Raw genomic sequence first — 24,931 nt, 5'->3', positions numbered from 1 at the left:
TTATTTATAATAAAAAAACTTTGATTAATAAAATTAATTTATATATAAATTAAAAATTTTTATTATATATATAAATTTTATCTCTTAATAAAATTTGAAATTTATTTTTTAATTCTAAAATACATTTATTTAAGATGTTGTTAATTTCTTGTTCTTTTAATGTATGATCTTTATTTTGTATAAATAAACTTAAAGTAATATTTTTGTATCCTCTAGGAATATTATTCCCTTGGTATATATCAATTAAATCTATTTTTATTATTTCTTTTAATTTCAGTTTTTTTAAAAAAGATAAAATTTCTATAAAATATATATTTTTTTTTATAGAAAAAGATATATCTCTTTTATTTATTGGAAGATTAATAATTTTTTTAAAATTGAAATTATTATTAATAATAATTTTATTAAAAAAAATTTCAAATAAAAAAGTATCATATTTTATATTAAAAAAATTAATTAATTTAGGATGTAACATTCCTAAATAACCAATATATATATTATTAAAATATATTGATGAACTTATATATGGATGTAATATTTTGATGTCATACTGTGGACGAAATTCTATGATATTAGATTTATTAAAAAAGTTAAAAATATGTTCTATATCACCTTTAATATCATAAAAATTGATTAATTTTTTTTTTTCACTCCAATAATTGGAATATAAATTTCCATTTGTTATTCCAGATAACATTAATTTTTGAGAAATGCCGATTTTTTCATTTAAATTTTTTAAAAAACATAATCCATATTCAAAAAAACGTAAATTTTTTTGTTGTCTATTTTGATTATAAATAATATTATTTATCAGTCCATATGATAAAGAATTACGCATAACTGATGTTTCAGTTGTAAGAGGATTATTAATTTTTATATGTTTTATATTAGGATATAATATTGATTGTATTTTAGGATCAATAAAACTGTAATTAATTACTTCATGATATCCTTTATTAATTAAAATATTTTTAATCTTTTTAAAATTAATATTGGTATATTTTAATTTTACATTTTTTTTATTTAAAATATTTTTTTTAATTAAATATATTTTTATTTTGTTAGGAATTTTATTATATCCATATACACGTATAATTTCTTCTATTAAATCTTCTTCAATTTTTATATCATTGCGCCAACTAGGTATTTTAATTAAACAGTTATTAACTGTTTTTTTTATTATTAAAAAACCTAATTTATTTAAAATATCAATTATATCTTTTTTTAAGATATTAAAACCTAAAATTTTATATATATGTTGAAATGATAATTTAATTTTTTTTTTTATATAATTAATATTGTTAATATTTATTGTATGAATTTTACTTCTATTTCCACCAAATATTTTTAAAATTAAATTTACTGTTCTTATTATAACTTCTTGTTGAAGATATGGATCTAGAAATCTATAATAAATATTATTTTTATTATTAAAATAAGAATTTTTATTAAGTAAAAAATCAAAATATTCTTTTTTTATAAATAAACATTCTATAAAAATATCTTTTGTTTTTAAGTTAACAATTACTTCTTTATTTTGTATTATTCCTGGTATAGAAATTATTTTATGATTATCTTTTATTAATAATAGATAATTATCATTTATTAAATTTATTTTTTGATTTTCAAAATTTAAAAAATTATTTTTATTTTGTTTGTTACTTTCTATATAAATATTTCCTTGAATTTTATTAAAATCATAAAATTGAATTGGATATCCTAATTCTAAAATTATGTAATTATAAATATTTAATAATGGATTTTCTGATATAATATTAATTCCAGATTGTAATAATTTATTTTTAATATAAAATGGGATTTCTTTGTTTAAATTAATATTTTTAATTATACAATAGTTATATTGATATAATATATCATCGATATTTTTATTAAAATTAATATTAATTTTATATATTTTTGATTTTTTACCTAAATTATTAATATATGGTTTTTTAAAAGAAAAATTTTTTTTTAAAACAGATAAGTCTCTTGTAAATCCTAATATACTTAAACAATCTGGTCTATTAGTCGGTATATTAATATGTAAAATATTATCAGTTATATACAAATACTTATTTGCATCTTCTCCATTAAGACTATTATTAGGTAATTTAATAATATTTTTTTTAAAAAAATTATTTTCATATAAATTAAAAATTTTGTTAGAACATAATAAACCTTCTGATTTTAATAAAAAAGAATACTCTAGGGTATTAATATATTTTTTATATAAAGATGAATTTTTAGTTGCTAAAATAATTTTAGTTTTATTTTTAAGATTATTTATATTAGAAAATATCTTTAATATTTTCCCATTATTAACTAAAATTTTTAATTTATAAATTTTAGGATCTGTTTTATATAAATAGCATTCAACTATTTCTCCTACATAAATATTATTAAAATTTATATTTTTTTTTAAATATTCAATTTTTTCTACTTCAAATCCTAACATTGTTATTTTTTCTGATAAATAATCAATGTCTTTATCATAATTTAACCATTCATTTAACCATGATTCACTAAATTTTATCATATAAAATTATTAAATTTAAATTGTTTAAGAAAACGTATATCGTTTTCATAAAATAAACGAATATCATTAATATTATAACGTAACATAGCTAATCGTTCTATTCCTAAACCAAATGCAAATCCATAATATTTAGAAAAATTTATTTTAATATTTTTTAATACATTAGGATGTACCATTCCTGCTCCTAAAACTTCTATCCATTGTTTATTTTTATTTAAAATATCTACTTCTAAAGAAGGTTCTGTAAAAGGAAAATAAGAAGGTCGAAAACGTATTTTATATTTTTTATTAAAAAAAAAATTTAGAAATAAGCTTAAAGTCCCTTTAAGATTAGTAAAAGTTACCTTTTTATCAATAAATAATCCTTCTATTTGATGAAACATAGGTGTATGATTACTATCGTAATCATTACGATATACTTTACCAGAAGTTAATATACGTATAGGAGGTTTTTCTTTTTTCATTGTCCTAATTTGTATATTAGAAGTTTGAGTACGTAATAAAATATTTTTATCTAACCAGAATGTATCTTGTTCTTTTCTTATTGGATGATTTTTTGAAATGTTTAATGCATCGAAATTATGATAAACATCTTCTATTTCTGGTCCTGTCACTATCTTAAAACCAATATTTATAAAAAAGTCTTCAATTTCATTAATTATACTTTTTATAGGATGTTCAGAACCAATTTTAATATATTTTCCTGGTAATGTAATATCAATTTTTTGATTTAAAAATTTTTTATCATTTTTTTCTAATTCTATTTCTTTTTTACGATTTATTATTATTGTTTGTATTTGTTTTTTTTGTTTGTTAAATATAATACTTTTTTTAATTTTTTCTTTTTTATTTAAATTTTTTATTGATAAAAATTGTACTGTAATATATCCTTTTTTACCTAAATATTTAATTTTTAATTTATTTAAATCATTAATATTTTTTACTGCATAAATTTCTTTTTTTGCAATAACAACTATATTATCAAATAACATATAAATATGCTCATTAATATAATATAATATAAATATTTATATATAAGAAAAAGTATATTTAATTTAATACATTATATTTATTAAATTAATTACTTTTAAAATTCATTAATTTTTCAAAAGATAAATAATCAAATGTAGCCATATCAGCTAAAATTTTTCTATTTATATTAATATTATTTTTTTTTAATTTAAAAATTAAATGATTATAAGATATGTTTTTTTTACGTGCTGCTGCATTAATTCTCATAATCCATAATTGACGAAATTTTCTTTTTTTTTGTTTTCTATCTCTGTATGAATATTGTCCAGATTTAATTACTGCTTGAAAAGCAGATCTATAAGTTCTAGATCTTGATCCATAATATCCTTTTGCTTGTTTAATTATTTTTTTATGTCTTGCTTTTGCAGTAACTCCACGTTTAATTCTTACCATATAATTTGAATTCCTGTAATTATTATATTTTTTATATGTTTACTTTTTTTATAAATAAGGTAAACAAATTTTTAATGAATATGAATCTCCTTTGGTCACTATTTTTTTCTGTCTTAAAGATCTTTTTTTTTTTGTACTTTTTTTTGTTAACAAATGTCTTAAGTTAGCTTGTTTATGTTTAAAAAAACCATTACCTGTTTTTTTAAAACGTTTAGCAACACTACGTACTGTCTTTAATTTATTCATATTATTAAAATCCAAATTTATTCATTAATAATTATTTTTTTGGTATTAGAATCATTATAATTTGTCTACTTTCAACTTTAGATGGAAATGATTCTACTATAGCTAAATTTTGTAAATCATTTTTAATACGATTTAACATAGAAAATCCAAGTTTTGTATGAACCATTTCTCTTCCTCTAAATCTTAAAGTAACTTTTATTTTATCTCCTTTTTTTAAAAAACGAATTAAATTACGTAATTTAACTTTATAATCTCCTGTATCTGTTCCTGGGCGAAATTTAATTTCTTTTAAATGTATTATTTTTTGATTTTTTTTTTGTTCTTTAGATGCTTTATTTTTCGTATATAAAAATTTACCATAATTCATTATTCGACAAACAGGAGGTACAGAAATAGGACTAATTTCAACTAGATCAAATCCGGTGTTTTTTGCTTTTATCAAAGCTTCTTTTATATTAATTATACCAATTTGTTCACCATTTAATCCTATTAATCTTACAATTTTACTTCTAATATTTTCATTAATTTTATTAGGTCGTAATAATTGTATATTTCTTTTTCCAATTTTAATATTTTACCTCTCTTAATTTCTTTTATTAATATAATAATCATTAATTTCTTTTTTTATTTTATTAATAATATCATGAATTTTCATAAATCCCAAACTTTTACCAAAACAATCTCTTACAGAAATATTATTATTTTTAATTTCTTGATCTCCACAAATTAAAATATATGGAATATGTTGTATAGTATATTTCCTAATTTTAAATGAAATTTTTTGATTTTTTATGTTATATTTTACGCGAAAATTATTTTTTTTAAGAATTTCAAATATTTTTATAACATATTTATTATGTTTTTCACTGATATTTAAAATTATTATTTGTACTGGAGCTAACCAAATAGGTAAATATCCAGAAAATTCTTCAATGAGAATACCTATAAATCTTTCTAATGAACCTAAAATAGCACGATGAATTATTACTGGAATACTATGTTTATTTTTAGTATTGATATAAAATAAATTTAAACATTTAGGTAATACAAAATCTAATTGAATTGTACCACATTGCCATTCTCTATTTAAACAATCAAAAAAAGAAAATTCTATTTTAGGACCATAAAAAGCACCTTCTCCTTTTTGATATTCAAATTTAATATTTAGTTTTTTTAAAATATAAGATAAATCTTGTTCTGCTTTATCCCAAATTATATTATTACCAATTTTATTTGTTGGTCTGGTAGATAATTTTACAAGAAATTTTTTAAATCCAAAAATATGATATATATCATACATCATATTAATGCAATTTTCTATTTCTTTTGTAACTTGTTTTTTTGTACAAAAAATATGAGCATCATCCTGTGTAAAATTTCTTAATCTCATTAAACCATGTAAAGAACCAGATGGTTCATTTCTATGACAAATTCCAAATTCTGCAATTCTTAAAGGTAAATCCCTATATGATTTTAATTTTTGTTGAAAAATTTGAATATGTCCAGGACAATTCATTGGTTTTATACAATAATTTCTATTTTCTGAAAAAGTAGTAAAGATAGCTTCTTTATAAATTTTCCAATGACCTGTTTTTTCCCAAATAGAAAAATCAGTTATCAAAGGAGTTTTTACTTCTAAATAATTATATTTATTTAGTTTTAACCGTAAAAGTTTTTCTAATTCTTTAAAAATAACATAACCATTATTATGCCAAAAAACCATTCCTGGAGATTCATTTTGAAAATGATATAGATTTAATTTTTTTCCTATAATTCTATGATCTATTTTTAATAATTTAATCTTATTAGATAAATTTACTTTTTTAGATTTATCATTTTGTTCCATTTTTTACTTTCATAATAGTAAATATATTATTATAATAACAAAAATTTTCTTTTAAATATATTAAAAATATTAATTTAAATTTCTTTTTAAAGAAAATATTTTTTATAAAAAATTATATTTAATAAATTAATATTTTATATAATTTAATATAATATTTTTTGTCCACAAATAACTCTGTAATGTTGTTGTATATCATGATATTGCATAATATTTTTAAATTGATTATTTTTAAATATTTTTTTTAAAATATATCCTTGTGTATATCCATGTTCTAATATTAACCAACCATAATTATTTAAATATTTAAAAGAATGTAAAATAATATGATATAAATCAGCTAATCCATTATTAAAAGATATTAATGACTTAATTGGTTCAAATTTTAGTGTCTTTTTTAAAAGTAAATATTCAAAACAACTTATATAAGGAGGATTACTCATTATAATATCAAACTTATTATTTTTTAAATTACTAAACCAATTACTTATTAAGAAATTAATATTATTAATATGTAATTTATTGGCATTATATTTAGCTAAACTAATAATTTTTTTAGAAATATCTGTAGCAGTAATATTAATAAAATTATATTTAGAAGCAATTGCTAATGATATAGCACCACTTCCAGTACCTAAATCTAATATTTTTTTTGTATTAATATTAATTTTTTTTAAAACAATATCTACTAATATTTCTGTATCTTTACGAGGTATTAAAACATAAGGAGATATTTTAATTTTTAATGACCAAAATTCACAAAAACCTAATAAATATGCTATAGGTTCTCCTTTAATTCTTCTTTTTAAAAAATTTTGTAATGTTTTTAATTGTTTATTATTTATTTTTGTTTCACTAAAACCATAAATCCATGATTTAGTTTTTTTTAAAACAAAAGATAATATTATAACTGATTCTAATTGATATGCTAAAATTTTATTTTTTTTTAAAATATTGTAAGAATATTCTAAATATTGACTAATAATCATTAGTTATGTTTATAATAAATTATAATTTATTGTTAATATATTGATGAATTATTGGTTTGATTAAAATATCTAAGTCACCATCCATAATTTCATTTAATTTATAAATTGTTAAATTAATACGATGATCTGTTATTCTTTTTTGAATAAAATTATATGTTCTATTTCTATCAGAACGATCTCCACTACCTAATAAGATTTTTTTTTTTATTGCATTATCTTTATTTTTTTTTTCTATTTCTAATTTATTTATTCTTGCAGCTAAAACAGATAAAGCTCTTGATTTATTTTTATGTTGAGATCTTTCATCTTGACATTCTACTACAATTCCAGTAGGAATATGAGTAATTCTTATAGCAGAATCTGTTGTATTAACATGTTGTCCTCCAGCTCCTGAAGATCTAAACGTATCAATTTTTAAATCTTGATTGTTTATTTTTAAAATTTCTGTTTTTAATAATTCAGGCATAACAGCAATAATACAGGTAGAAGTATGTATTCTTCCTTGTGATTCTGTTTCAGGAATTCTTTGTACTCTATGACCTCCTGATTCAAATTTTAATTTTCCATACACTCCTATTCCTGTAATTTTTAAAATAATTTCTTTAAAACCATTATTATTTTCACTATAATGGACATGAATAATATCTGTTTTCCATTTTTTTTTTTCTGCATATCTAATATACATTCTTGAAATATTTTTTACAAATATTGCTGCTTCATTTCCTCCAGAACCAGCTTTAATTTCTAAAAAACAATTACGATCATCTTCTTTATTTTTAGGAGTAAGTAAATTATATAGTATTTTTTCTATTTTTTTTTTTTTATTTTTAATATTTTCTATATCTTCTAATACCATTAGATGTATTTCTTTATCTTTTTCTTTTAATAAAATTTTATTATTAATTAAATTAAATTGTAATTTTTTCCATTTTTTAAATAATTTAATTATATTAGATAATTGGGAATATTCCTTTGATAAATTACGTAAACAATTATTATTATTATATGTTTTACAATCACTTAATTTTTTTGATATATCATAATATCTATTATATAAAATATTAAGTTTTTTAAGAAAATAAGAATTCATAATTATGATTTTAATATTTAAAAATTTATAAATAAAATATTTCTTATTATAAACATAATAATATTGTTATGTAAGAATAATATTCTTATTAACGATAATATTAACATTGCATAATAATATATTATAATATTTTATATAAATTATTAAATTTTATTAATTTTTAAATATTTTAAATATATATATTTTGAGTATAATTACAAATATAATTATAAGGAATTTTATGACTAATATGAAATTATTTTCTGGAAACGCTATTCCTAAATTAGCAACAAAAATTGCTAATCACTTATATATTAATTTAGGAAAAATATTTGTAGGTAAATTTAGTGATGGAGAAATATCTGTAAAAATAAATGAAAATATAAGAGGAAGTGATGTTTTTATTATTCAATCTACTTGTAATCCTACAAATGATAATTTAATTGAATTAATTATAATGATTGATGCTTTTAAAAGAGCTTCCGCAGGAAGAATAACTGCAGTTATTCCTTATTTTGGTTATGCTAGACAAGACAGAAGAATACGTTCTGCAAGAGTGCCTATTACTGCAAAAGTAATAGCTGATTTTTTATCTCGAGTAGGTATTAATCGGATATTAACAGTAGATTTACATGCAGAACAAATTCAAGGATTTTTTAATGTTCCTGTTGATAATGTTTTTGCAAGTTCTATTTTTTTAAGAGATATATCAAAAAATACATATAATAATCCTATTATAGTTTCACCTGATATTGGAGGTGTAATAAGGGCAAGATCTATAGCAAAACAATTATTTAATGGTACAGATATGGCTATAATAGATAAAAGAAGACCTAATGTTAATAGTAGTGAAATTATGCATATTATTGGAGATGTTAATCAAAGAGATTGTATTTTAATAGATGATATTATTGATACAGCAGGAACATTATGTCAGGCTGCAAAAGCATTAAAAAATCATGGAGCTACAAAAGTTTTTGCTTATGTTACTCATGCTATTTTTTCTGGAGATGCAATTAAAAATATTTATAATTCTGTAATAGATGAAATTATTGTCTGTGACAGTATCCCATTAACAAAAAAGATAAAAAAATTAAATAATGTTAGAGTATTAACTTTGTCTTATATGCTTGCAGAAGCTATAAGAAGAATCAGTAATGAAGAATCAATTTCTATAATGTTTAAATAAATTATACTTAATAAGGTAATAACTTGAATAATATTAAAATGATAGTAGGATTAGGTAATAATTTTAATAATAAATTTATTAAAACTCGTCATAATATAGGTTCTAATTATGTTTTAAAATTATCTAATAAATTTAATATAAAATTTGAAAAAATAAAAAAATTAAATGAATATATTGGTTATCTTAATATTTTTAATAAAAAAATAATTTTATTAATACCTAATTCGTTTATGAATAATTCAGGAAAATCAATATTTATTGTATCTAAATTTTATAAAATTTTTTTAAAAAACATTTTAATTATTCATGATGAATTAGATTATTTACCTGGAATTATAAAATTTAAATATGGAGGGAGTAGTGGTGGTCATAATGGAATTAATAGTGTTATTAAATTTTTTAATGATACATTATTTTATAGATTAAGAATAGGTATAGGTCACCCAGGAAATAAAATGCAAGTAAATAATTTTGTATTAAATTACCCGACTAATATTGAACAAAAAAATATCAATTTTGCAATTAAAAAAAGTATAAAAGCTTTATTAATATTAATTAAAACAAGTAATTATAATACAGCAATTAATTATTTACATTCTAAAAAATAATAAGGATAATATAATGGAATTAAAATGTGGTATTATAGGTTTACCAAATGTGGGAAAATCAACATTATTTAATGCATTAACTAAATCTAATGTAGATGCATTAAATTATCCTTTTTGTACAATAAAACCAAATACTAGTATAGTAAGTGTTCCTGATGATAGATTATTTTATTTATCTAAAATTGTAAAATCTAAAAAAACTATACAATCAACAGTAACTTTTGTAGATATTGCTGGTTTAATAAAAGGAGCTTCAAAAGGAGAAGGGTTAGGAAATCAATTTTTACATAATATATCGGAAGTTAATGCTATAATTCATGTAGTACGTTGTTTCAAAAATGAAAATATATTAAATTTATCATATAATCCATTAAAAGATGTTTATATTATAAATAATGAAATTATTCAATTTGATATAAATTTATTATATAAATTACAACATAATATTTCTCAAAAAAATAATAAAAAATATTTCAATCAATGGGAATATTTATTTAAAATTTGTTTAATTCATTTAAAAAAAGGTAAATTATTAAATTTATTAAAGTTAAATGTAGAAGAAATAAAATTTTTAAACAATTTAAAATTATTAACAATTAAACCAATAATTATTATTGCTAATATAGACAAAAATAATCTTTATACTAAAGATTATTTTTTTTCAGAAGAAATAAATATTCTTAATCAAAATTACTTAATTTTAAAAATATCTATTAAAAATCTTTACAAAAAACAAAAATTATTATCAATAAATGATAATTATGATTTAAAAAAAATAATAATTTGTAGTTTTAAGTTATTAAATTTACATACTTTTTATACAGTTGGGATCAAAGAAACAAGATCATGGAGTATTTCAAAAGGCACAACAACATTTTTAGCTGCTAAAAAAATTCATAGTGATATTCAAAAAGGTTTTATCAGAGCACAAATAATTCATTATAAAGATTTTATTCTTTATAAAAGTAAAATAAAAGCAAAATTATTCGGTAAAATGAAAATAGAAGGTAAAAATTATATAATACAAGATGGTGATATTATTCATTTTCTTTTCAAAATTTAAAATTTTAATATTTTAAAATAAATAAAATTTATATTTTTAAAATATTATATTTAATTAGTATGATTAATTTTTTAAATTTAATTTTATTAAATATTAATATTATAATAAAAATTTATATTATAATTAGAATTTTTCTTAAACATAAAGATATAAAATCTTATGTACTATGGTACCTTATTCTGTATATTTTTCCTAAAATAGGAATTATCATTTATTTTATTTTTGGTGAAATCTATGCAAAAACACAGTATAAATCTGAAAAAGCGAAGAAAATATGGTCTCATTATAGTATTTTGTTAAAAAAATTACAAGAATATTATGGATTATATACGAAAAATATCTATATAAATAAAAAAATACAAACATTATTTCTCTTATGTGAAAATAAACAAAATTTATCTAGTATGACTAATAATTCTATAAAATTATTAGAATCATCATTAAAATTGTTTACATCTTTAATTAAAGATATAAAGTTAGCAAAACATAGTATACATATTGTATTTTATATCTGGATTCCTGAAGGATTAGTAAATAAAATTGCAAAATATATTATATTAGCAGCTAAAAGAGGTGTAAAATGTTATATTATGTTAGATTATATTGGAAGTAAAAAATTTTTTTATAGTTATTGGTATCAACTTATGATCCAAGTTGGTATTTATATTATTAAATCATTAAAAATTACAATTTTTAATTGTTTTCTTTCTCGTATCGATTTAAGACAACATAAAAAAATAATATTAATTGATAATAAAATAGCTTATGTTGGTAGTATGAATATGATTGATTCAACATGTTTAAAAAAAAATATTAAAGTAATAAAATACATTGATTTAATGGTACGTATAACAGGACCTATTGTCAATACAATAAGTATTATTTATTCATATGATTGGGAGATTGAAACAGGAAAATATATTTTATCCATTAATCAATTAAAAAATAATTTAGTTAAATATAAAAATAAAAATAAAAATGATATAAATAGAATACAAGTAGTATTTTCAGGATTACAATTATCTAAAAAAATAATATATAATTCTTTAATTACAGCGATATTTTTATCTAAAAAAAGTTTAATTATTACAACTCCTTATTTAATACCAAGTAATAATTTATTATCTGCTATTTGTATTGCCTCTGAAAGAGGAGTAAATGTAAAAATTATTATTTCTAAGTATAATGATTCAATTTTTATTTATTGGGCAAGTAAATTTCTTTTTTATAAATTATTAAAATCAGGAGTAAAAATTTATCAATTAAAAAAAGGTTTTCTACATACAAAAAGTATTATCATAGATAAAAAAATTAGTTTTATAGGTACTGTAAATTTGGATATAAGAAGTATTTATTTAAATTTTGAAATTAATTTAATTATAGATGATATTATTTTTAATAAATCACTTTTATGTTTACAAAATAAATATATTTTAAAATCGCAAAAATTAAAATATAATTTATGGATAAAAAGACCATATTGGAAAAAAATAATAGAAAAACTATTTTTTTTATTTAAATTTATTTTATAAAAAAAATTTTATAAATCCTTATTTTATAATAAAATATTGTTATTTTAATTAAAATTTAAATTTTATGAAAATTTTTTCATTTAATATTAATGGTGTAAGAGCACATATACATCAATTAAAATTAATTATAAAAATATATAAACCTGATATAATCGGACTACAAGAAATAAAAGTAAATAATGAAAATTTTCCTAAAGAAAAAATACATAAGTTAGGATATAATGTTTATATATGTGGACAATCAAAATATTATGGAGTAGCTTTATTAAGTAAAAAAATACCTTTTCATATCGAAAAAAATTTTTTAAAAAATTTTAAAAATCAAAAAAGATTAATAATGATTGATTTAAATAGTTCTATTGGTAATATAAAAATTATAAATTGTTATTGTCCGCAAGGAGATAATCAAAATAATAATATAAAATTTCATTATAAAATTAACTTTTTTAAAAGTTTATATTTTTATATTAAAAAAAATCTAAATCCTAAAAATCACATTATAATTATGGGAGATACTAATATTAGTATTTCTGATTTTGATATTGGCATAGGAGAAAAAAATCGTAAAAGATGGCTAAAGCAAGGAAAATGTTCTTTCTTACCAAAAGAAAGATTTTATATTAATAAATTACTTAATTGGGGTTTATTTGATATTTGGAGATTAATGAATCCTTTAATAAATAATAAATTTTCTTGGTTTGATTATAGGTCGAAAGGATTTCTTATGAATAAAGGTTTAAGAATTGATAATATTTTAATTACTCATTCATTAATAAAATATTATTTTAATTCAGATATAGAATATTCTATTCGTAATTTAATTAGACCTTCAGATCACGCTCCTATTTGGGTAAAATTTAAAAATATTTAATAAATTTTTGTTTAAAAAAAAATAGGTGAAAAATGATTAAGTTATTGAATTTAGTAAAATTTTTTTGTTGTTATGTATGGTCCTTAATTAATTTTACTAGAACATTAATAATGAATATTATTTTTATATTATTAATATCTTTATTATGTTATTACATATATAATATTCATCATAAAAACAATATAGATAATAGAATATTAAAAAAGAATCATCAAGTATTAGAAATTAATTTTGATGAAAATTTTAATAATGAACCTTTTTATAAAAAAAATTTAATATTCAAATTATTTGATAAGTTTATAAATAAAAAAAGATATGATGCTACTATAAATATAGCTTATGCTATAAATTATGCAAAACAAGATAAAAATATAAATGGAATTATACTAAAACTTAATAATTTAAATATTGATGATATGCCATCTTTAAGATATATAGGTAAATATTTAAATGAGTTTAAAAAAACTGGAAAAAAGATATATGCAATTTCAGATATATATCATCATAATCAATATTATTTAGCTAGTTTTGCTAATAAAATTTTTTTATTACCATATGGTAGTGTAAAATTATATGGTTTCAATATTAAAAAAAATTTTTATAAAAAATTTTTGCAAAATCTAAAAATAGAAACTCATATATTTAGAGTAGGAAAATATAAATCTGCTGTAGAACCTTTTTTCAGAAACAACATGTCTAATTGTAATAAAGTTGTTATGAATAAGTTAATTAATAATTTATGGGATGATTATTTAACCACTGTCTCAATTAATAGAAAATTAACTAAAGAAGAAATTTTTCCTACAGATCAAAATTTTTTAATTTCTTTAGAAGAATCTCATGGTGATTTAACTAAATTTGCATTAAAAAATAAATTAGTAGATAAAATATCGGATCATAATGATTTTGAAGAAGAGATGATTCAAAATTTTGGTTTGGATAAAAATAAAAATACATATAATAAAATTAATATCAATGATTATATAAAATTTTATATAGATGATGGTATCCCTCCAAATAATGGTAATATTTCAGTTATAAAAATAGATGGACTTATAACATATGGTGATAATGGAAGTGACATTATTATAAAAGCAATACATCAAGTTTATAAAAATCCACAAATTAAAGGATTAATATTAAAAATAAATAGTCCAGGAGGAGATATCATAGCATCACAAGCAATTTATAATGAATTAGCTTTATTAAAAAAAGTACATAAACCAATAGTAGTTATAATGGGTAAAGTAGCTGCATCAGGAGCATATTGGATTTCCACAATAGCTGATTTTATAATTGCTGATCCAGTTAGTTTAACTGGTTCTATTGGTATTTTTGGTGTTGTAAATAATTTTAATAATATTTTAAATTTAATTGGTATTAATAGGGATGGTGTTAGTATATCAGAAAGATTTAATCTTGCACTAAATGAAAAATTATCTCCTATAGAAAAGAAAATAATAGAATTAAATATAAAAAATGGTTATGACAAATTTATTAATTTAATTTCTAAACAAAGACATTTATCTATTGAACAAGTTAAAAAATTAGCTAATGGTATGATTTTTTTAGGTAAAGATGCTAAAAAATATGGTTTAATTGATGATATAGGTGATTTTGATAGTGCAATGATGAAAATTTCACAATTAACTAAAATCAAAAGAATAAACCTACAATGGGAAGATACGAATACTTTTTCTATATTAGATCTTTTAATGAATTCAAATAGATTTATTTTATTCAATTTAATGCAAAATTATATGAATACCATTTTTAATAATGAAGAATCTTTAAATTCTCAAAAAATATATTCTTTATATGTTGTATAAATTTATAAATAAATTAAAAAATTTTATTTTAAATAATTTTTTTGTATTAGTAAATAGGAGATAATTATATGTCTATTAGAGTTGCTATTAATGGATTTGGAAGAATAGGACGTATTTTTTTTCGTGCTGCTCAAAAAAATACAAAAATTAAAATTATAGCTATTAATGATTTATTAGAAATAAATTATATGGCGTATATGATAAAATATGATTCAACACATGGTCCTTTTAAAAAAAAAATTAAAATTCATAATAATAGCTTTATTATAAATAAAAATATAATACATATTTTTTCCGAATCAGATCCTAGTAAGTTAAAATGGAATGATTTAAAAATTGATGTTGTTGTAGAATCTACAGGTATTTTTTTAACAAAAGAACTAGCAAAAAAACATATTATTGCTGGAGCTAAAAAAGTTATTATTACAGCTCCTCCTAAAGATAATTCTATTCCTATGTTTGTAAGAGGAGTAAATTTTAATAGTTATAATGGAGAAGATATTATTTCTAATGCTTCATGTACTACTAATTGTTTAGCTCCCTTAGCTAAAATTATTAATGATAATTATAATATCGAAAATGGTCTTATGACTACTATACATGCAGTAACTTCAACACAAAAAACAGTAGATAGCCCTTCTAGTAAGGATTGGAGAGGGGGTAGAGGTGCATATCAAAATATTATTCCTTCAAGTACTGGAGCTGCAAAAGCAGTAGGAGTTGTTTTACCAGAATTAAATAATAAATTAACAGGAATATCTTTAAGAGTACCTATCGCTAATGTTTCAGTAGTTGATTTTACAGTAAAAGTTATAAAAAGAACTACATTATCAGATATTTATGAAGTAATTAAATTTGCTTCTCATAATTATATGAAAGATATTATTGGATATACAAAAGATGATGTTGTATCAAGTGATTTTAATGGATCAACATTAATATCTATTTTTGATAAAAAAGCAAGTATAGCTATTAATAATAATTTTTTTAAGTTAATTTCTTGGTATGATAATGAAACTGGATATTCTTCTAAAGTATTAGATTTAATACTACATATTTTTAAATAAAATTAAAATATGATCTTGCTATGTATTTTATTAAATACATAGCAATAAAAAATATGTTTAAAATTTAAAAAAAAATTTTTATACCTTGTCTTCCTCCTAATAAATGAATGTGTAAATAAAATATTGTTTGATTTCCATGATTATTACAATTAATAACAATTCTATATCCAGATTTATTAATCTGTTTTTTTTTAGCTATTTTTGATGCAACTAGTAACATTCTACCTAAAATTAATTCATGATTGTGATTAACATCATTAAGTGTTTTTATAAAAATATTAGGTATTATTAAAATATGTATTGGACTTTGAGGTTTAATATCATTAAAAGCTGTTACTAAATCATCTTTATAAATAATATCAGTAATTATTTTTTTAGATAAAATTTGTTGAAATATATTTTCTTTATTATTCATAATAGTTTTGTATTTATTTATAATTATTTTTTTTTATAAAATCATCCATTTTTGTTTTTAAATTATCAGATTTAGTACCAAATATAGCTTGAACACCATTTCCAGCGATAATAACAGCAGAAGCTCCTAATAATTTTAATTCTTTTATATCAACTTTTTTGATATTTATCACACTTATACGTAATCTGGTAATACATGCATCTAAATTAGTAATATTATTTCCTCCTCCAAAAGCTTCAACTAATTTTTTAATATAATTTGATGTTATATAATTATCTTTATATATACTACTTTGTATTTTTTCACGTCCAGGAGTTTGTAAATTTAATTTAATAATTATTATTTTAAATATATAATAATAAAGAATTAAATAAACAAAACCTATTATTGGAAATAACCATATTTTAGAACCATTACCACTTAAAATAATAAAATCAATAAGCCCATGAGAAAAACTTGTTCCATTTCTCATTCCTAATACTATACAAATAGGAAAAGATAAACCAGATAAAATAATATGTATTATATATAATAATGGTGCAACATACATAAATGAAAATTCTATTGGTTCTGTAATTCCTGTAAAAAAAGATGTTAATGCAGCTGATAACATTAAACTACCAATTTTTTTTTTATTTTCTTTTTTTGATGTTTGCCATATAGCAAAAGCTGCTCCAGGTAATCCGTACATTTTAAATAAAAATCCTCCTGCCAATTTTCCTGCAGATGGATCTCCAGCTATATATCTAGCAATATCACCATGATATATTTGTTTAGTAACTATATTCATAAATGAACCTATTTCCATTTGAAATGGAACATTCCAAATATGATGTAATCCAAAAGGTAATAAAGTTCTTTCTATAATTCCATAAATACTAAATGCAAAAATAGGATTTTGATACGCAGCCCAATATGAAAAAGATTGTATAAATTTTCCTACAGGAATCCATATAAAAGATAATAATAAACCAATAAAGATTGATGTTAATCCAGAAATAATAGGAATAAAACGTTTACCAGAAAAAAAACCAAGATATTCTACTAATTCTATATTATGGAAACGATTAAACATATATGCTGCAATTGAACCAGACACAATACCACCTAATACTCCTGTATCTGCAAGATGTTTTTGAATTACCATTTCTTGTGTTAAGTTATTATTTAATAAAATAGGTATCATAACTTCAATAGTTTTTGTTAAAATACCATAAGAGACAACAGATGCCAATGCAGATACACCATTATTTTGAGTAAATCCTAGAGAAATTCCAATAGAAAATATTAATGGCATATTAGCAAAAACAGAACTACCTGTTTTTTCCATAATATTAGAAACAATATGAGGTAACCAATAAAAATTAGCTGATCCTATACCTAATAATATTCCTGCTATTGGTAAAACGGATACTGGTAACATTAAAGATTTACCTATTTTTTGCATATTAGCGAATGTATTATTAAACATTATAAATATCCTAATTTTATTATGAAATTTAATAAGTATTATTATTTATTATATTTATATATTTTTTCTAAAGAAAATAATAAATTAATTAATACTAGTTCATGATTAATTGCATTAATTTTTATTAAAATATTATTAAAAAATAATATTTTTTTTGTCATTAATAAGATTTTATCCATTAAAATTAAATTAGATATTTTATGTATAAAATATATTTGATCTAAATTATAAAAAAATTTTTTATCTACATTTAAATGCATTTTAATAACATCTAATAAAATTAAATAAATCCAATTTAAATATAACAAAATATTTTTATTATTTAATATAGATAATAAATTCATAATATCTTCTTCTAAAGAAGAAACTAAAATATTATACAAAATACTTCTTTTTTCCCATATTATATTATTTAATAATTTATATGCATAAATTGGTGCATTATTACATATACGTAATGCAGTTTTTATAGATTCTTTTTTAAAAAATTTATAATTTTTAATTTTTTTTTTTAACCATAATATACCTATTTTTTCATTTGGAGGATATATATACCAAAATTGACATCTACTATATATTGTCGGTGATAAATCATTTTTATTTTTACATTGTATAAAAAACCAAGTATTATTAATAGGTTCTTCTAAAATTTTTAAGATAGCATTACTAGATGAAATATTTAATTTACTAGCATTTGGAAACCATATAATTTTACCATCATCCTTATAAGATGATTTATATATAATATTAGTTATATTTCTAATTAATTCTATACTAATGCTAATTTTTTCTTTATTATTTTCAATAATATGTAAATCAGGATGAATATTTTTTTCGATTAAAATACAATTTTTACATTTAGAACAACTATATATTTTTTTTTTATTTATACAAAAAATCCATTTAATTAAAGAAAAAATTAAAGTACTTGTACCTAATCCATTTAAAGAACAAAAAATATAAGCTTTATAATTTTTTTTATTTAAAAACTGATAAATTATTTTTTTATAAAAATAATCTAACCATGGATAACATGATAGTATAGGATATTTTTTCATTTTATGATGATATTAATTTATATATAATTTTTTTAACTGATAATTTTACATTTTTTAAATTATTATTTGCATTAACTATTTTAATATTTTTATTTTTATTAGCTATTTTTAAATAATAACTTCTAACTTTAGAAAAGAAATTTATAGATTCTTTCTCAATTCTATCATATATTTTAAATTTTATTCTTTGTAAAGCAATGATAGGATTTACATCTAAATAAATAACTATATCTGGTTTTATATTATTATTAATAAAATTTTGTAAAAATAATATAATTTTTTTATTTATATTTCTTCCTCCTATTTGATAGGCAAATGTAGATAAATCATATCTATCTGATAAAATCCAATTAATATGAATATTTTTTCTTATAACATTATCTAATAATTGTAATCTAGCTGCGTATATTAATAATAATTCTGTTTTATAAGAAAATATTTCTCCTTTAGAAAATTTAATGATATTTCTTAATTTTTCTGCAATTGGAGTACCTCCTGGTTCATGTGTTTTAACGATATTTTTAATATTAGAATTATTTAATAATTTAATTATATAATTACAAATAGTAGATTTCCCAGCACCATCTATACCTTCTACTACAATAAACTTTTTATTATTCATTTTTATTTTTTAAAAAAATATATTTATTATTAGATTATATATAATATTTATTTTTATAAATAAACAATATTTTAATAATTGAATATATATTTAATTATTTAAAATTTATATTTTATAAATAAATTTTATATTAATTTAAAAAAAAATAAAAATTTTAAATATTAAAAATTATATTTTTTTAAAAATTAATGATGCATTAGTTCCTCCAAAACCAAAAGAATTACATAATACATATTTCATATTATGAACATCTCTTGAAATTTTCGGAACAAAATCTAAATCTAAATTTTTATCAGGATTATCTAAATTAATTGTAGGAGGTACTATCTGATTTTTTAAAGATAAAATAGAATAAATAGATTCAATTGCACCAGCAGCACCTAACAAATGTCCGGTAATTGATTTAGTAGAACTCACAAATAATTTATAACAATTATGTTTAAAAATTTTTTTAATGGCATTTACTTCAGCTATATCTCCTAAAATAGTTGATGTACTATGTGCATTTATATATTTAATTTTTTCAGGATTAAGATTAGCATCCTTAAGTGCATTTAACATTGCTAATTGCGCTCCTTCTCCATTTATAGGAGGAGAAGTTATATGAAATGAATCATTACTCATTCCAAAACCGACTAATTCAGCAAGAATATTCGCATTTCTTTTTTTTGCATGATTATATTCTTCTAAAATTATGATACCAGCACCATCGCTCAGTACAAATCCATCTCTATCTTTATCCCACGGTCTACTTGCTTTTTGTGGTTCATTATTTCTTTTTGACAAAGCATTCATTGCACAAAAACCACTTAAAATTAAAGGAGTAATAGCTTTTTCTGAAGCTCCTGTTATCATTACATCAGCATCATTATATGAGATAATTTTAAAAGCAATTCCAATATTATGTATTCCAGAACTACAAGCAGTACTAATTGTTAAACTTGGTCCTGTTATTTTATAATTTATTGCAATATTTCCAGTTAACATATTCATAAGAGTTGATGTTATAAAAAATGGAGTTATTTTTTTAGGACCTTTTTGATATAAAATATCGGTATTTTTTTCTATTAAATTCATACCTCCTAACCCAGAACCTATAGAAATTCCAAATCTAGGGTGATAAGATTTATGAAATATTAAACCAGAATTTTTAATAGCTTCTTTACATGCTACTAAACCATATTGAATAAATAAATCAATATTTTTTTTTTTTTTATCAGAAATATAATTATGATATTTAAAATTTTTTATTAATCCAGCAATTTTCGTTTTATATTTACTAGTATCAAAAGTATTAATAAAATTAATACCACTATTACCATTAATAAGATTAAACCAATTAGATTCTATTGAATTTCCTATGGGAGTAATCATACCAATACCAGTAATTACTACACGTCTACGTTTAAACATTATATATCTTCTATATAAATTATATTTTATAATATTTATTTTATGGAAAAGAGTAAAATATATTTTACTCTAAATTCCATAATACTAATTAAATTTTATTTTTATGACTATTAATATAATTAATTGCTTCTTGAAGAGAAGTAATTTGTTCAGCATCTTCATCTAAAATTTCAATATTAAATTCTTCTTCCAAAGCCATTATAATTTCTATAGTATCAAGAGAATCTGCACCTAAATCTTTTTTAAAAGAAGAATAATGAAAAATATTTTTTTTTGTTCCTAATTGATTAATAATGATTTTTTTAATACGTTTAGTAATGGAATTACTCATGATTGTTGTATTTTCCTATAAAATTATTTGAGATAATTTATTACAAAAAAATAAAATAATATAATTATCCCATATATAAACCACCATTAATATTAAGTATTTCTCCTGTTATGTAAGATGCTTTTTCAGAAGATAAAAAAATTACAGCATCAGCTATTTCTTGAGGATAACCAAAACGTTTAGATGGAATTTGTGCTATGATACTATCATGATTTTTTTTTTGAAAATTTAATGTCATATTAGTTTTGATATAACCAGGAGATATAACATTTACGGTAATACCTTTAGAAGCTACTTCTTTAGCTAAAGATTTACTAAATCCTATAATCCCTGCTTTTGATGCTGCATAATTAGCTTGTCCTATATTACCAATACTTCCGATAGTAGATCCAATATTAATTATACGACCAAATGATTCTTTTAGCATATAATAAATGACTTCTCTACAAATTCTAAAAATAGAAGTTAAATTAATTTGTAATACATCATTCCATTGACAGTCTGTCATATTTAATACAAGTCTATCATATATAATTCCAGCATTATTAATAAGTATATCTATTCTTTTAAAATTATTAATAATATATCTAATTAAATTGTTAATAATATATGGTAATCTATTTTTTAAATCAAGAATTAAACCAATTCCATTTTTACCTAAATAATTATTAATTTTTTTTACTCCATTAATATTAGTTGATGTACCTATTACATAGGCACCATAATTAGCTAATGTATAAGCAATATTATAACCTATTCCTTTACTTGCACCTGTAACTAAAGCTATTTTATTTTTGAAATTAATGTTTTTTAACATATATTTTATTTTAAACTTTATATTTTTTTGATATTGAAAGAAATGTTTTTACATCATAAATTGAATCTATATTAATATTTTTTGTAATTTGTTGTGATATTTTTTTAAGCATATTTTTAGGAGTAAATTCTATTATATTAAATATGTTTTTTTTTTCGATAAAATTTATACATCCAACCCAATTAATTGTAGAATATAATTGTTTTACTAAATTTTTTTTAATTTTTTTAGATGATTTTTCATGTTTACAATTAACACTATTAATAAACTGAATTTTTGGTTTATTTATTATAATATTATCTAAAAAAATTTTAAATTTATATGCTATTGGTTTCATTAATAGAGAATGAGAAGGTATATTAATATTAATAGGGATTATATGTGCACCTAAAGATTTAAATATTTTAATAGCTTTAATTATTGCTAATTTATTTCCACTAACTGTTATATTATTAGGTGAATTGTAATTTGATATTGATATAATATTATTACTTATAGATATTTTTTTACAAATATTTTCTATTTTTTTTTTTTTAATCCAATAATAGTTTGCATATAATATCCATTAATTTTAAAATCATTTAAATTAGATGCTATTTTATACATTAATTTCCCTCTAAATTCTACTATTCTAATAGCATCTATAAAACTAATAAGATTACTACATACCATAGCTGTATATTCTCCTAAACTATAACCAGTAACTATACTTGGTAATATATTATTTTTTTGTATCCATAGTTTATATATAGCTATAGATGTAACTAAAATTGCAGGTTGTGTATAATATGTTGTATTTAATTTTTTTAATGGTCCATTTTGAATAAGTTTCCACAGATCATATCCTAGTATTTCTGAAGCAGAATAAAAAGTTTCTCTTATAATTTTATATTTAATATATAAGCAAGATATCATCTCAGTAAATTGAGTTCCTTGGCCAGGAAAAATAGCAGCAAATTTTTTCATATTTTATATTAAATATTTATTTTAACTTATTAATGATATGTTTTCCTCTATAAAAACCATCATCAGTCATATGATGATATAAATATTTTTTCCCTGTTTTTTTATTAATTAATAAAATTTTATTATTAGATAATTTATCATGAGAACGTCTCATATTTCGTTTAGATCTTGATTTTTTATGTTTTTGTACAGCCATATTATTTATTTATATACCTTTTGTATTATAAAATAATATTTTATATTATATCGTTAAAATAAATTTTATTATAAATATGTTTATTTATATTTGCAATATTATTTATTATATTTTAGTTTTAATAAACAATTATTTAATTCTTTACTTAATGGAGCAAAAATTTTAATTTTTTTATTATTTTTTGGATGTATAAATGTAATACTTTTAGCATGTAAAAATAATCTCTCTAAATGATAATATTTTTTAAATTGAAAATTTAAATTATCATCACCATATCTTTGGTCGTTAACTATAGGAAAATTTAAATGAGACATATGAACTCTAATTTGATGTGTTCTACCTGTTATAGGATTAATTTTTATTAACATAATATTTTTATAATTTTTAACTATTTTAAACTTAGTTTCTGCATATTTACCTTTATTATCTATTTTTACTTTAATTTTTTTATTTGAAAAATCTTTTAATAAAAAATTTTTAATATAAATATATTTTTTTTCAAAACAATTACCTTTAACTAAAGCTATATATTCTTTAATTATTTTTTTTTCCATTAACTGTTTTTGTAACATTTTTAATGATGATCTTTTTTTAGCTAGTAATAAAATACCAGAGGTTTCTTTATCAATTCTATGTACAAGTTCTAAAAATTTTTTTTGTTTAAATAAACATCTAAAATTTTCAATAATACCATAGTTAATTCCACTACCGCCATGTACTGCTATACCAGAAGGTTTATTTATAACTAAAATATATTTATCTTCAAAAATAATTGTTTTTTTTAAAAAATTTATTTTATTTAAAGTTAATTTATATTTAATTGGTTTTATTTTATTTATATATATATTAGGAATTTTTATTATATCCTGAGATTTAATTTTAAAATTAGGTAGTATTTTTTTTTTATTAACTGTTATTTTTCCTTTTCTTAACATTCTATATAACATACTTTTAGGTACATTTTTAAATTTATTTATTAAAAAATTATCAATTCGCTGTATATCAATAATAGATGAAACAATTATTATTTTGTACATAATATCAAAAAAATATTTATAAAAATAAATTAATAATTATATTAATATAATTAAAAATTATCAAAAAATATAATAATATTTAATTTTTTTTAATATTCTTTCATATAAAATCATTATTTGAAAATAAAAATTTATGTTAATATTATTTTAGTAAATAATTTTTTATAAAATTTTTATAAAATATACATAATTATAAAGTATATTTTATTATAAAATAATTGATATTTTAGTTTTTAACCTATTCAATTCATTAAATATTAAATATAATTTTCTTATTATATAATTTTATATGTTTATATAAAATATTAATTAATTTATAAAAAAATACATGAGTAAGT

The 24,931-nt window shown here is 19.0% G+C and carries 25 protein-coding genes and 1 pseudogene; 7 read left to right on the top strand and 19 right to left on the bottom strand.

What is annotated here, in order from left to right:
• Window positions 1–49: 49 nt before the first annotated feature.
• The 8 genes and pseudogenes from pheT to prfA all read right to left on the bottom strand — a co-directional run bounded on the left by pheT (window position 50) and on the right by prfA (window position 8,129).
• Window positions 50–2,536, bottom strand: a complete 2,487-nt coding sequence (pheT, locus tag GJU00_RS00515; protein ID WP_168893372.1) for a phenylalanine--tRNA ligase subunit beta — start codon at window positions 2,534–2,536, stop codon at window positions 50–52.
• Window positions 2,533–3,528, bottom strand: a complete 996-nt coding sequence (gene pheS / locus GJU00_RS00510; RefSeq protein WP_168893371.1) for a phenylalanine--tRNA ligase subunit alpha — start codon at window positions 3,526–3,528, stop codon at window positions 2,533–2,535. Before pheS ends, pheT begins: the two co-directional genes overlap by 4 nt.
• 85 nt (window positions 3,529–3,613) lie before the next feature.
• Entirely contained in the window at window positions 3,614–3,961 is a 348-nt protein-coding gene (gene rplT / locus GJU00_RS00505) for a 50S ribosomal protein L20 (RefSeq protein ID WP_168893370.1), read from the bottom strand.
• A gap of 48 nt (window positions 3,962–4,009) precedes the next feature.
• Window positions 4,010–4,207: a 50S ribosomal protein L35 gene (gene rpmI / locus GJU00_RS00500; protein ID WP_168893369.1), complete on the bottom strand. Its 198-nt coding sequence runs from the start codon at window positions 4,205–4,207 to the stop codon at window positions 4,010–4,012.
• 31 nt (window positions 4,208–4,238) lie between these two features.
• A complete protein-coding gene (gene infC, locus GJU00_RS00495) occupies window positions 4,239–4,778 on the bottom strand; it encodes a translation initiation factor IF-3 (protein ID WP_168893684.1) in 540 nt (179 codons plus the stop codon).
• Between the two features lie 12 nt (window positions 4,779–4,790).
• A pseudogene (gene thrS, locus GJU00_RS00490) lies at window positions 4,791–5,999 on the bottom strand (threonine--tRNA ligase); the annotation flags it as partial.
• Window positions 6,000–6,196: 197 nt separating this feature from the next.
• On the bottom strand, window positions 6,197–7,039 hold the full coding sequence (prmC, locus tag GJU00_RS00485; protein ID WP_168893367.1) for a peptide chain release factor N(5)-glutamine methyltransferase: 843 nt from the start codon (window positions 7,037–7,039) through the stop codon (window positions 6,197–6,199).
• Between the two features lie 19 nt (window positions 7,040–7,058).
• On the bottom strand, window positions 7,059–8,129 hold the full coding sequence (prfA, locus tag GJU00_RS00480; RefSeq protein ID WP_168893366.1) for a peptide chain release factor 1: 1,071 nt from the start codon (window positions 8,127–8,129) through the stop codon (window positions 7,059–7,061).
• Window positions 8,130–8,349: 220 nt separating this feature from the next.
• On the opposite strand from prfA, the gene GJU00_RS00475 reads away from it, so the two are divergent.
• The 7 genes from GJU00_RS00475 to gap all read left to right on the top strand — a co-directional run bounded on the left by GJU00_RS00475 (window position 8,350) and on the right by gap (window position 16,267).
• Window positions 8,350–9,297 (top strand): ribose-phosphate pyrophosphokinase, encoded by a 948-nt coding sequence (locus GJU00_RS00475; protein WP_168893365.1) that lies wholly within the window; start codon window positions 8,350–8,352, stop codon window positions 9,295–9,297.
• A gap of 23 nt (window positions 9,298–9,320) precedes the next feature.
• Complete coding sequence (gene pth, locus GJU00_RS00470; RefSeq protein WP_168893364.1) at window positions 9,321–9,905, top strand: aminoacyl-tRNA hydrolase; 585 nt, start codon at window positions 9,321–9,323, stop codon at window positions 9,903–9,905.
• A gap of 13 nt (window positions 9,906–9,918) precedes the next feature.
• Window positions 9,919–10,968 (top strand): redox-regulated ATPase YchF, encoded by a 1,050-nt coding sequence (gene ychF, locus GJU00_RS00465; RefSeq protein WP_168893363.1) that lies wholly within the window; start codon window positions 9,919–9,921, stop codon window positions 10,966–10,968.
• A gap of 59 nt (window positions 10,969–11,027) precedes the next feature.
• Complete coding sequence (gene cls, locus GJU00_RS00460; RefSeq protein ID WP_168893362.1) at window positions 11,028–12,500, top strand: cardiolipin synthase; 1,473 nt, start codon at window positions 11,028–11,030, stop codon at window positions 12,498–12,500.
• Between the two features lie 64 nt (window positions 12,501–12,564).
• Window positions 12,565–13,371 (top strand): exodeoxyribonuclease III, encoded by an 807-nt coding sequence (xthA, locus tag GJU00_RS00455; RefSeq protein WP_168893361.1) that lies wholly within the window; start codon window positions 12,565–12,567, stop codon window positions 13,369–13,371.
• 32 nt (window positions 13,372–13,403) lie between these two features.
• Window positions 13,404–15,200, top strand: coding sequence for a signal peptide peptidase SppA (gene sppA / locus GJU00_RS00450; RefSeq protein WP_168893360.1), 1,797 nt, complete (start codon window positions 13,404–13,406; stop codon window positions 15,198–15,200).
• 68 nt (window positions 15,201–15,268) lie between these two features.
• Window positions 15,269–16,267, top strand: a complete 999-nt coding sequence (gene gap / locus GJU00_RS00445) for a type I glyceraldehyde-3-phosphate dehydrogenase (protein WP_168893359.1) — start codon at window positions 15,269–15,271, stop codon at window positions 16,265–16,267.
• A gap of 64 nt (window positions 16,268–16,331) precedes the next feature.
• Here gap and GJU00_RS00440 read toward each other — a convergent pair whose 3' ends face one another.
• From GJU00_RS00440 to GJU00_RS00390, 11 genes are all read right to left on the bottom strand, one after another.
• Window positions 16,332–16,682: an HIT domain-containing protein gene (locus tag GJU00_RS00440; RefSeq protein WP_168893358.1), complete on the bottom strand. Its 351-nt coding sequence runs from the start codon at window positions 16,680–16,682 to the stop codon at window positions 16,332–16,334.
• A 13-nt stretch (window positions 16,683–16,695) separates the two neighbouring features.
• Entirely contained in the window at window positions 16,696–18,153 is a 1,458-nt protein-coding gene (gene ptsG / locus GJU00_RS00435; RefSeq protein WP_168893357.1) for a PTS glucose transporter subunit IIBC, read from the bottom strand.
• Window positions 18,154–18,194: 41 nt separating this feature from the next.
• Entirely contained in the window at window positions 18,195–19,211 is a 1,017-nt protein-coding gene (locus GJU00_RS00430) for a DNA polymerase III subunit delta' C-terminal domain-containing protein (RefSeq protein ID WP_168893356.1), read from the bottom strand.
• A 1-nt stretch (window position 19,212) separates the two neighbouring features.
• A complete protein-coding gene (gene tmk / locus GJU00_RS00425; protein WP_168893355.1) occupies window positions 19,213–19,833 on the bottom strand; it encodes a dTMP kinase in 621 nt (206 codons plus the stop codon).
• 168 nt (window positions 19,834–20,001) lie between these two features.
• Entirely contained in the window at window positions 20,002–21,246 is a 1,245-nt protein-coding gene (gene fabF, locus GJU00_RS00420) for a beta-ketoacyl-ACP synthase II (RefSeq protein WP_168893354.1), read from the bottom strand.
• A gap of 88 nt (window positions 21,247–21,334) precedes the next feature.
• Complete coding sequence (gene acpP, locus GJU00_RS00415; protein ID WP_168893353.1) at window positions 21,335–21,577, bottom strand: acyl carrier protein; 243 nt, start codon at window positions 21,575–21,577, stop codon at window positions 21,335–21,337.
• 64 nt (window positions 21,578–21,641) lie between these two features.
• Window positions 21,642–22,382, bottom strand: coding sequence for a 3-oxoacyl-ACP reductase FabG (gene fabG, locus GJU00_RS00410; RefSeq protein WP_168893683.1), 741 nt, complete (start codon window positions 22,380–22,382; stop codon window positions 21,642–21,644).
• A gap of 22 nt (window positions 22,383–22,404) precedes the next feature.
• Window positions 22,405–22,731, bottom strand: a complete 327-nt coding sequence (locus GJU00_RS00405) for an ACP S-malonyltransferase (protein ID WP_168893352.1) — start codon at window positions 22,729–22,731, stop codon at window positions 22,405–22,407.
• A gap of 182 nt (window positions 22,732–22,913) precedes the next feature.
• Window positions 22,914–23,360: an ACP S-malonyltransferase gene (locus GJU00_RS00400; RefSeq protein ID WP_168893351.1), complete on the bottom strand. Its 447-nt coding sequence runs from the start codon at window positions 23,358–23,360 to the stop codon at window positions 22,914–22,916.
• Window positions 23,361–23,376: 16 nt separating this feature from the next.
• On the bottom strand, window positions 23,377–23,556 hold the full coding sequence (gene rpmF, locus GJU00_RS00395; RefSeq protein WP_168893350.1) for a 50S ribosomal protein L32: 180 nt from the start codon (window positions 23,554–23,556) through the stop codon (window positions 23,377–23,379).
• 98 nt (window positions 23,557–23,654) lie between these two features.
• Window positions 23,655–24,593, bottom strand: coding sequence for an RluA family pseudouridine synthase (locus GJU00_RS00390; RefSeq protein ID WP_246208888.1), 939 nt, complete (start codon window positions 24,591–24,593; stop codon window positions 23,655–23,657).
• Between the last annotated feature and the right edge of the window lie 338 nt (window positions 24,594–24,931).

This window comes from Enterobacteriaceae endosymbiont of Donacia simplex (genome assembly GCF_012568645.1).
GTDB lineage: Bacteria > Pseudomonadota > Gammaproteobacteria > Enterobacterales > Enterobacteriaceae.
This window is presented reverse-complemented; position numbering and strand designations above follow the sequence as displayed.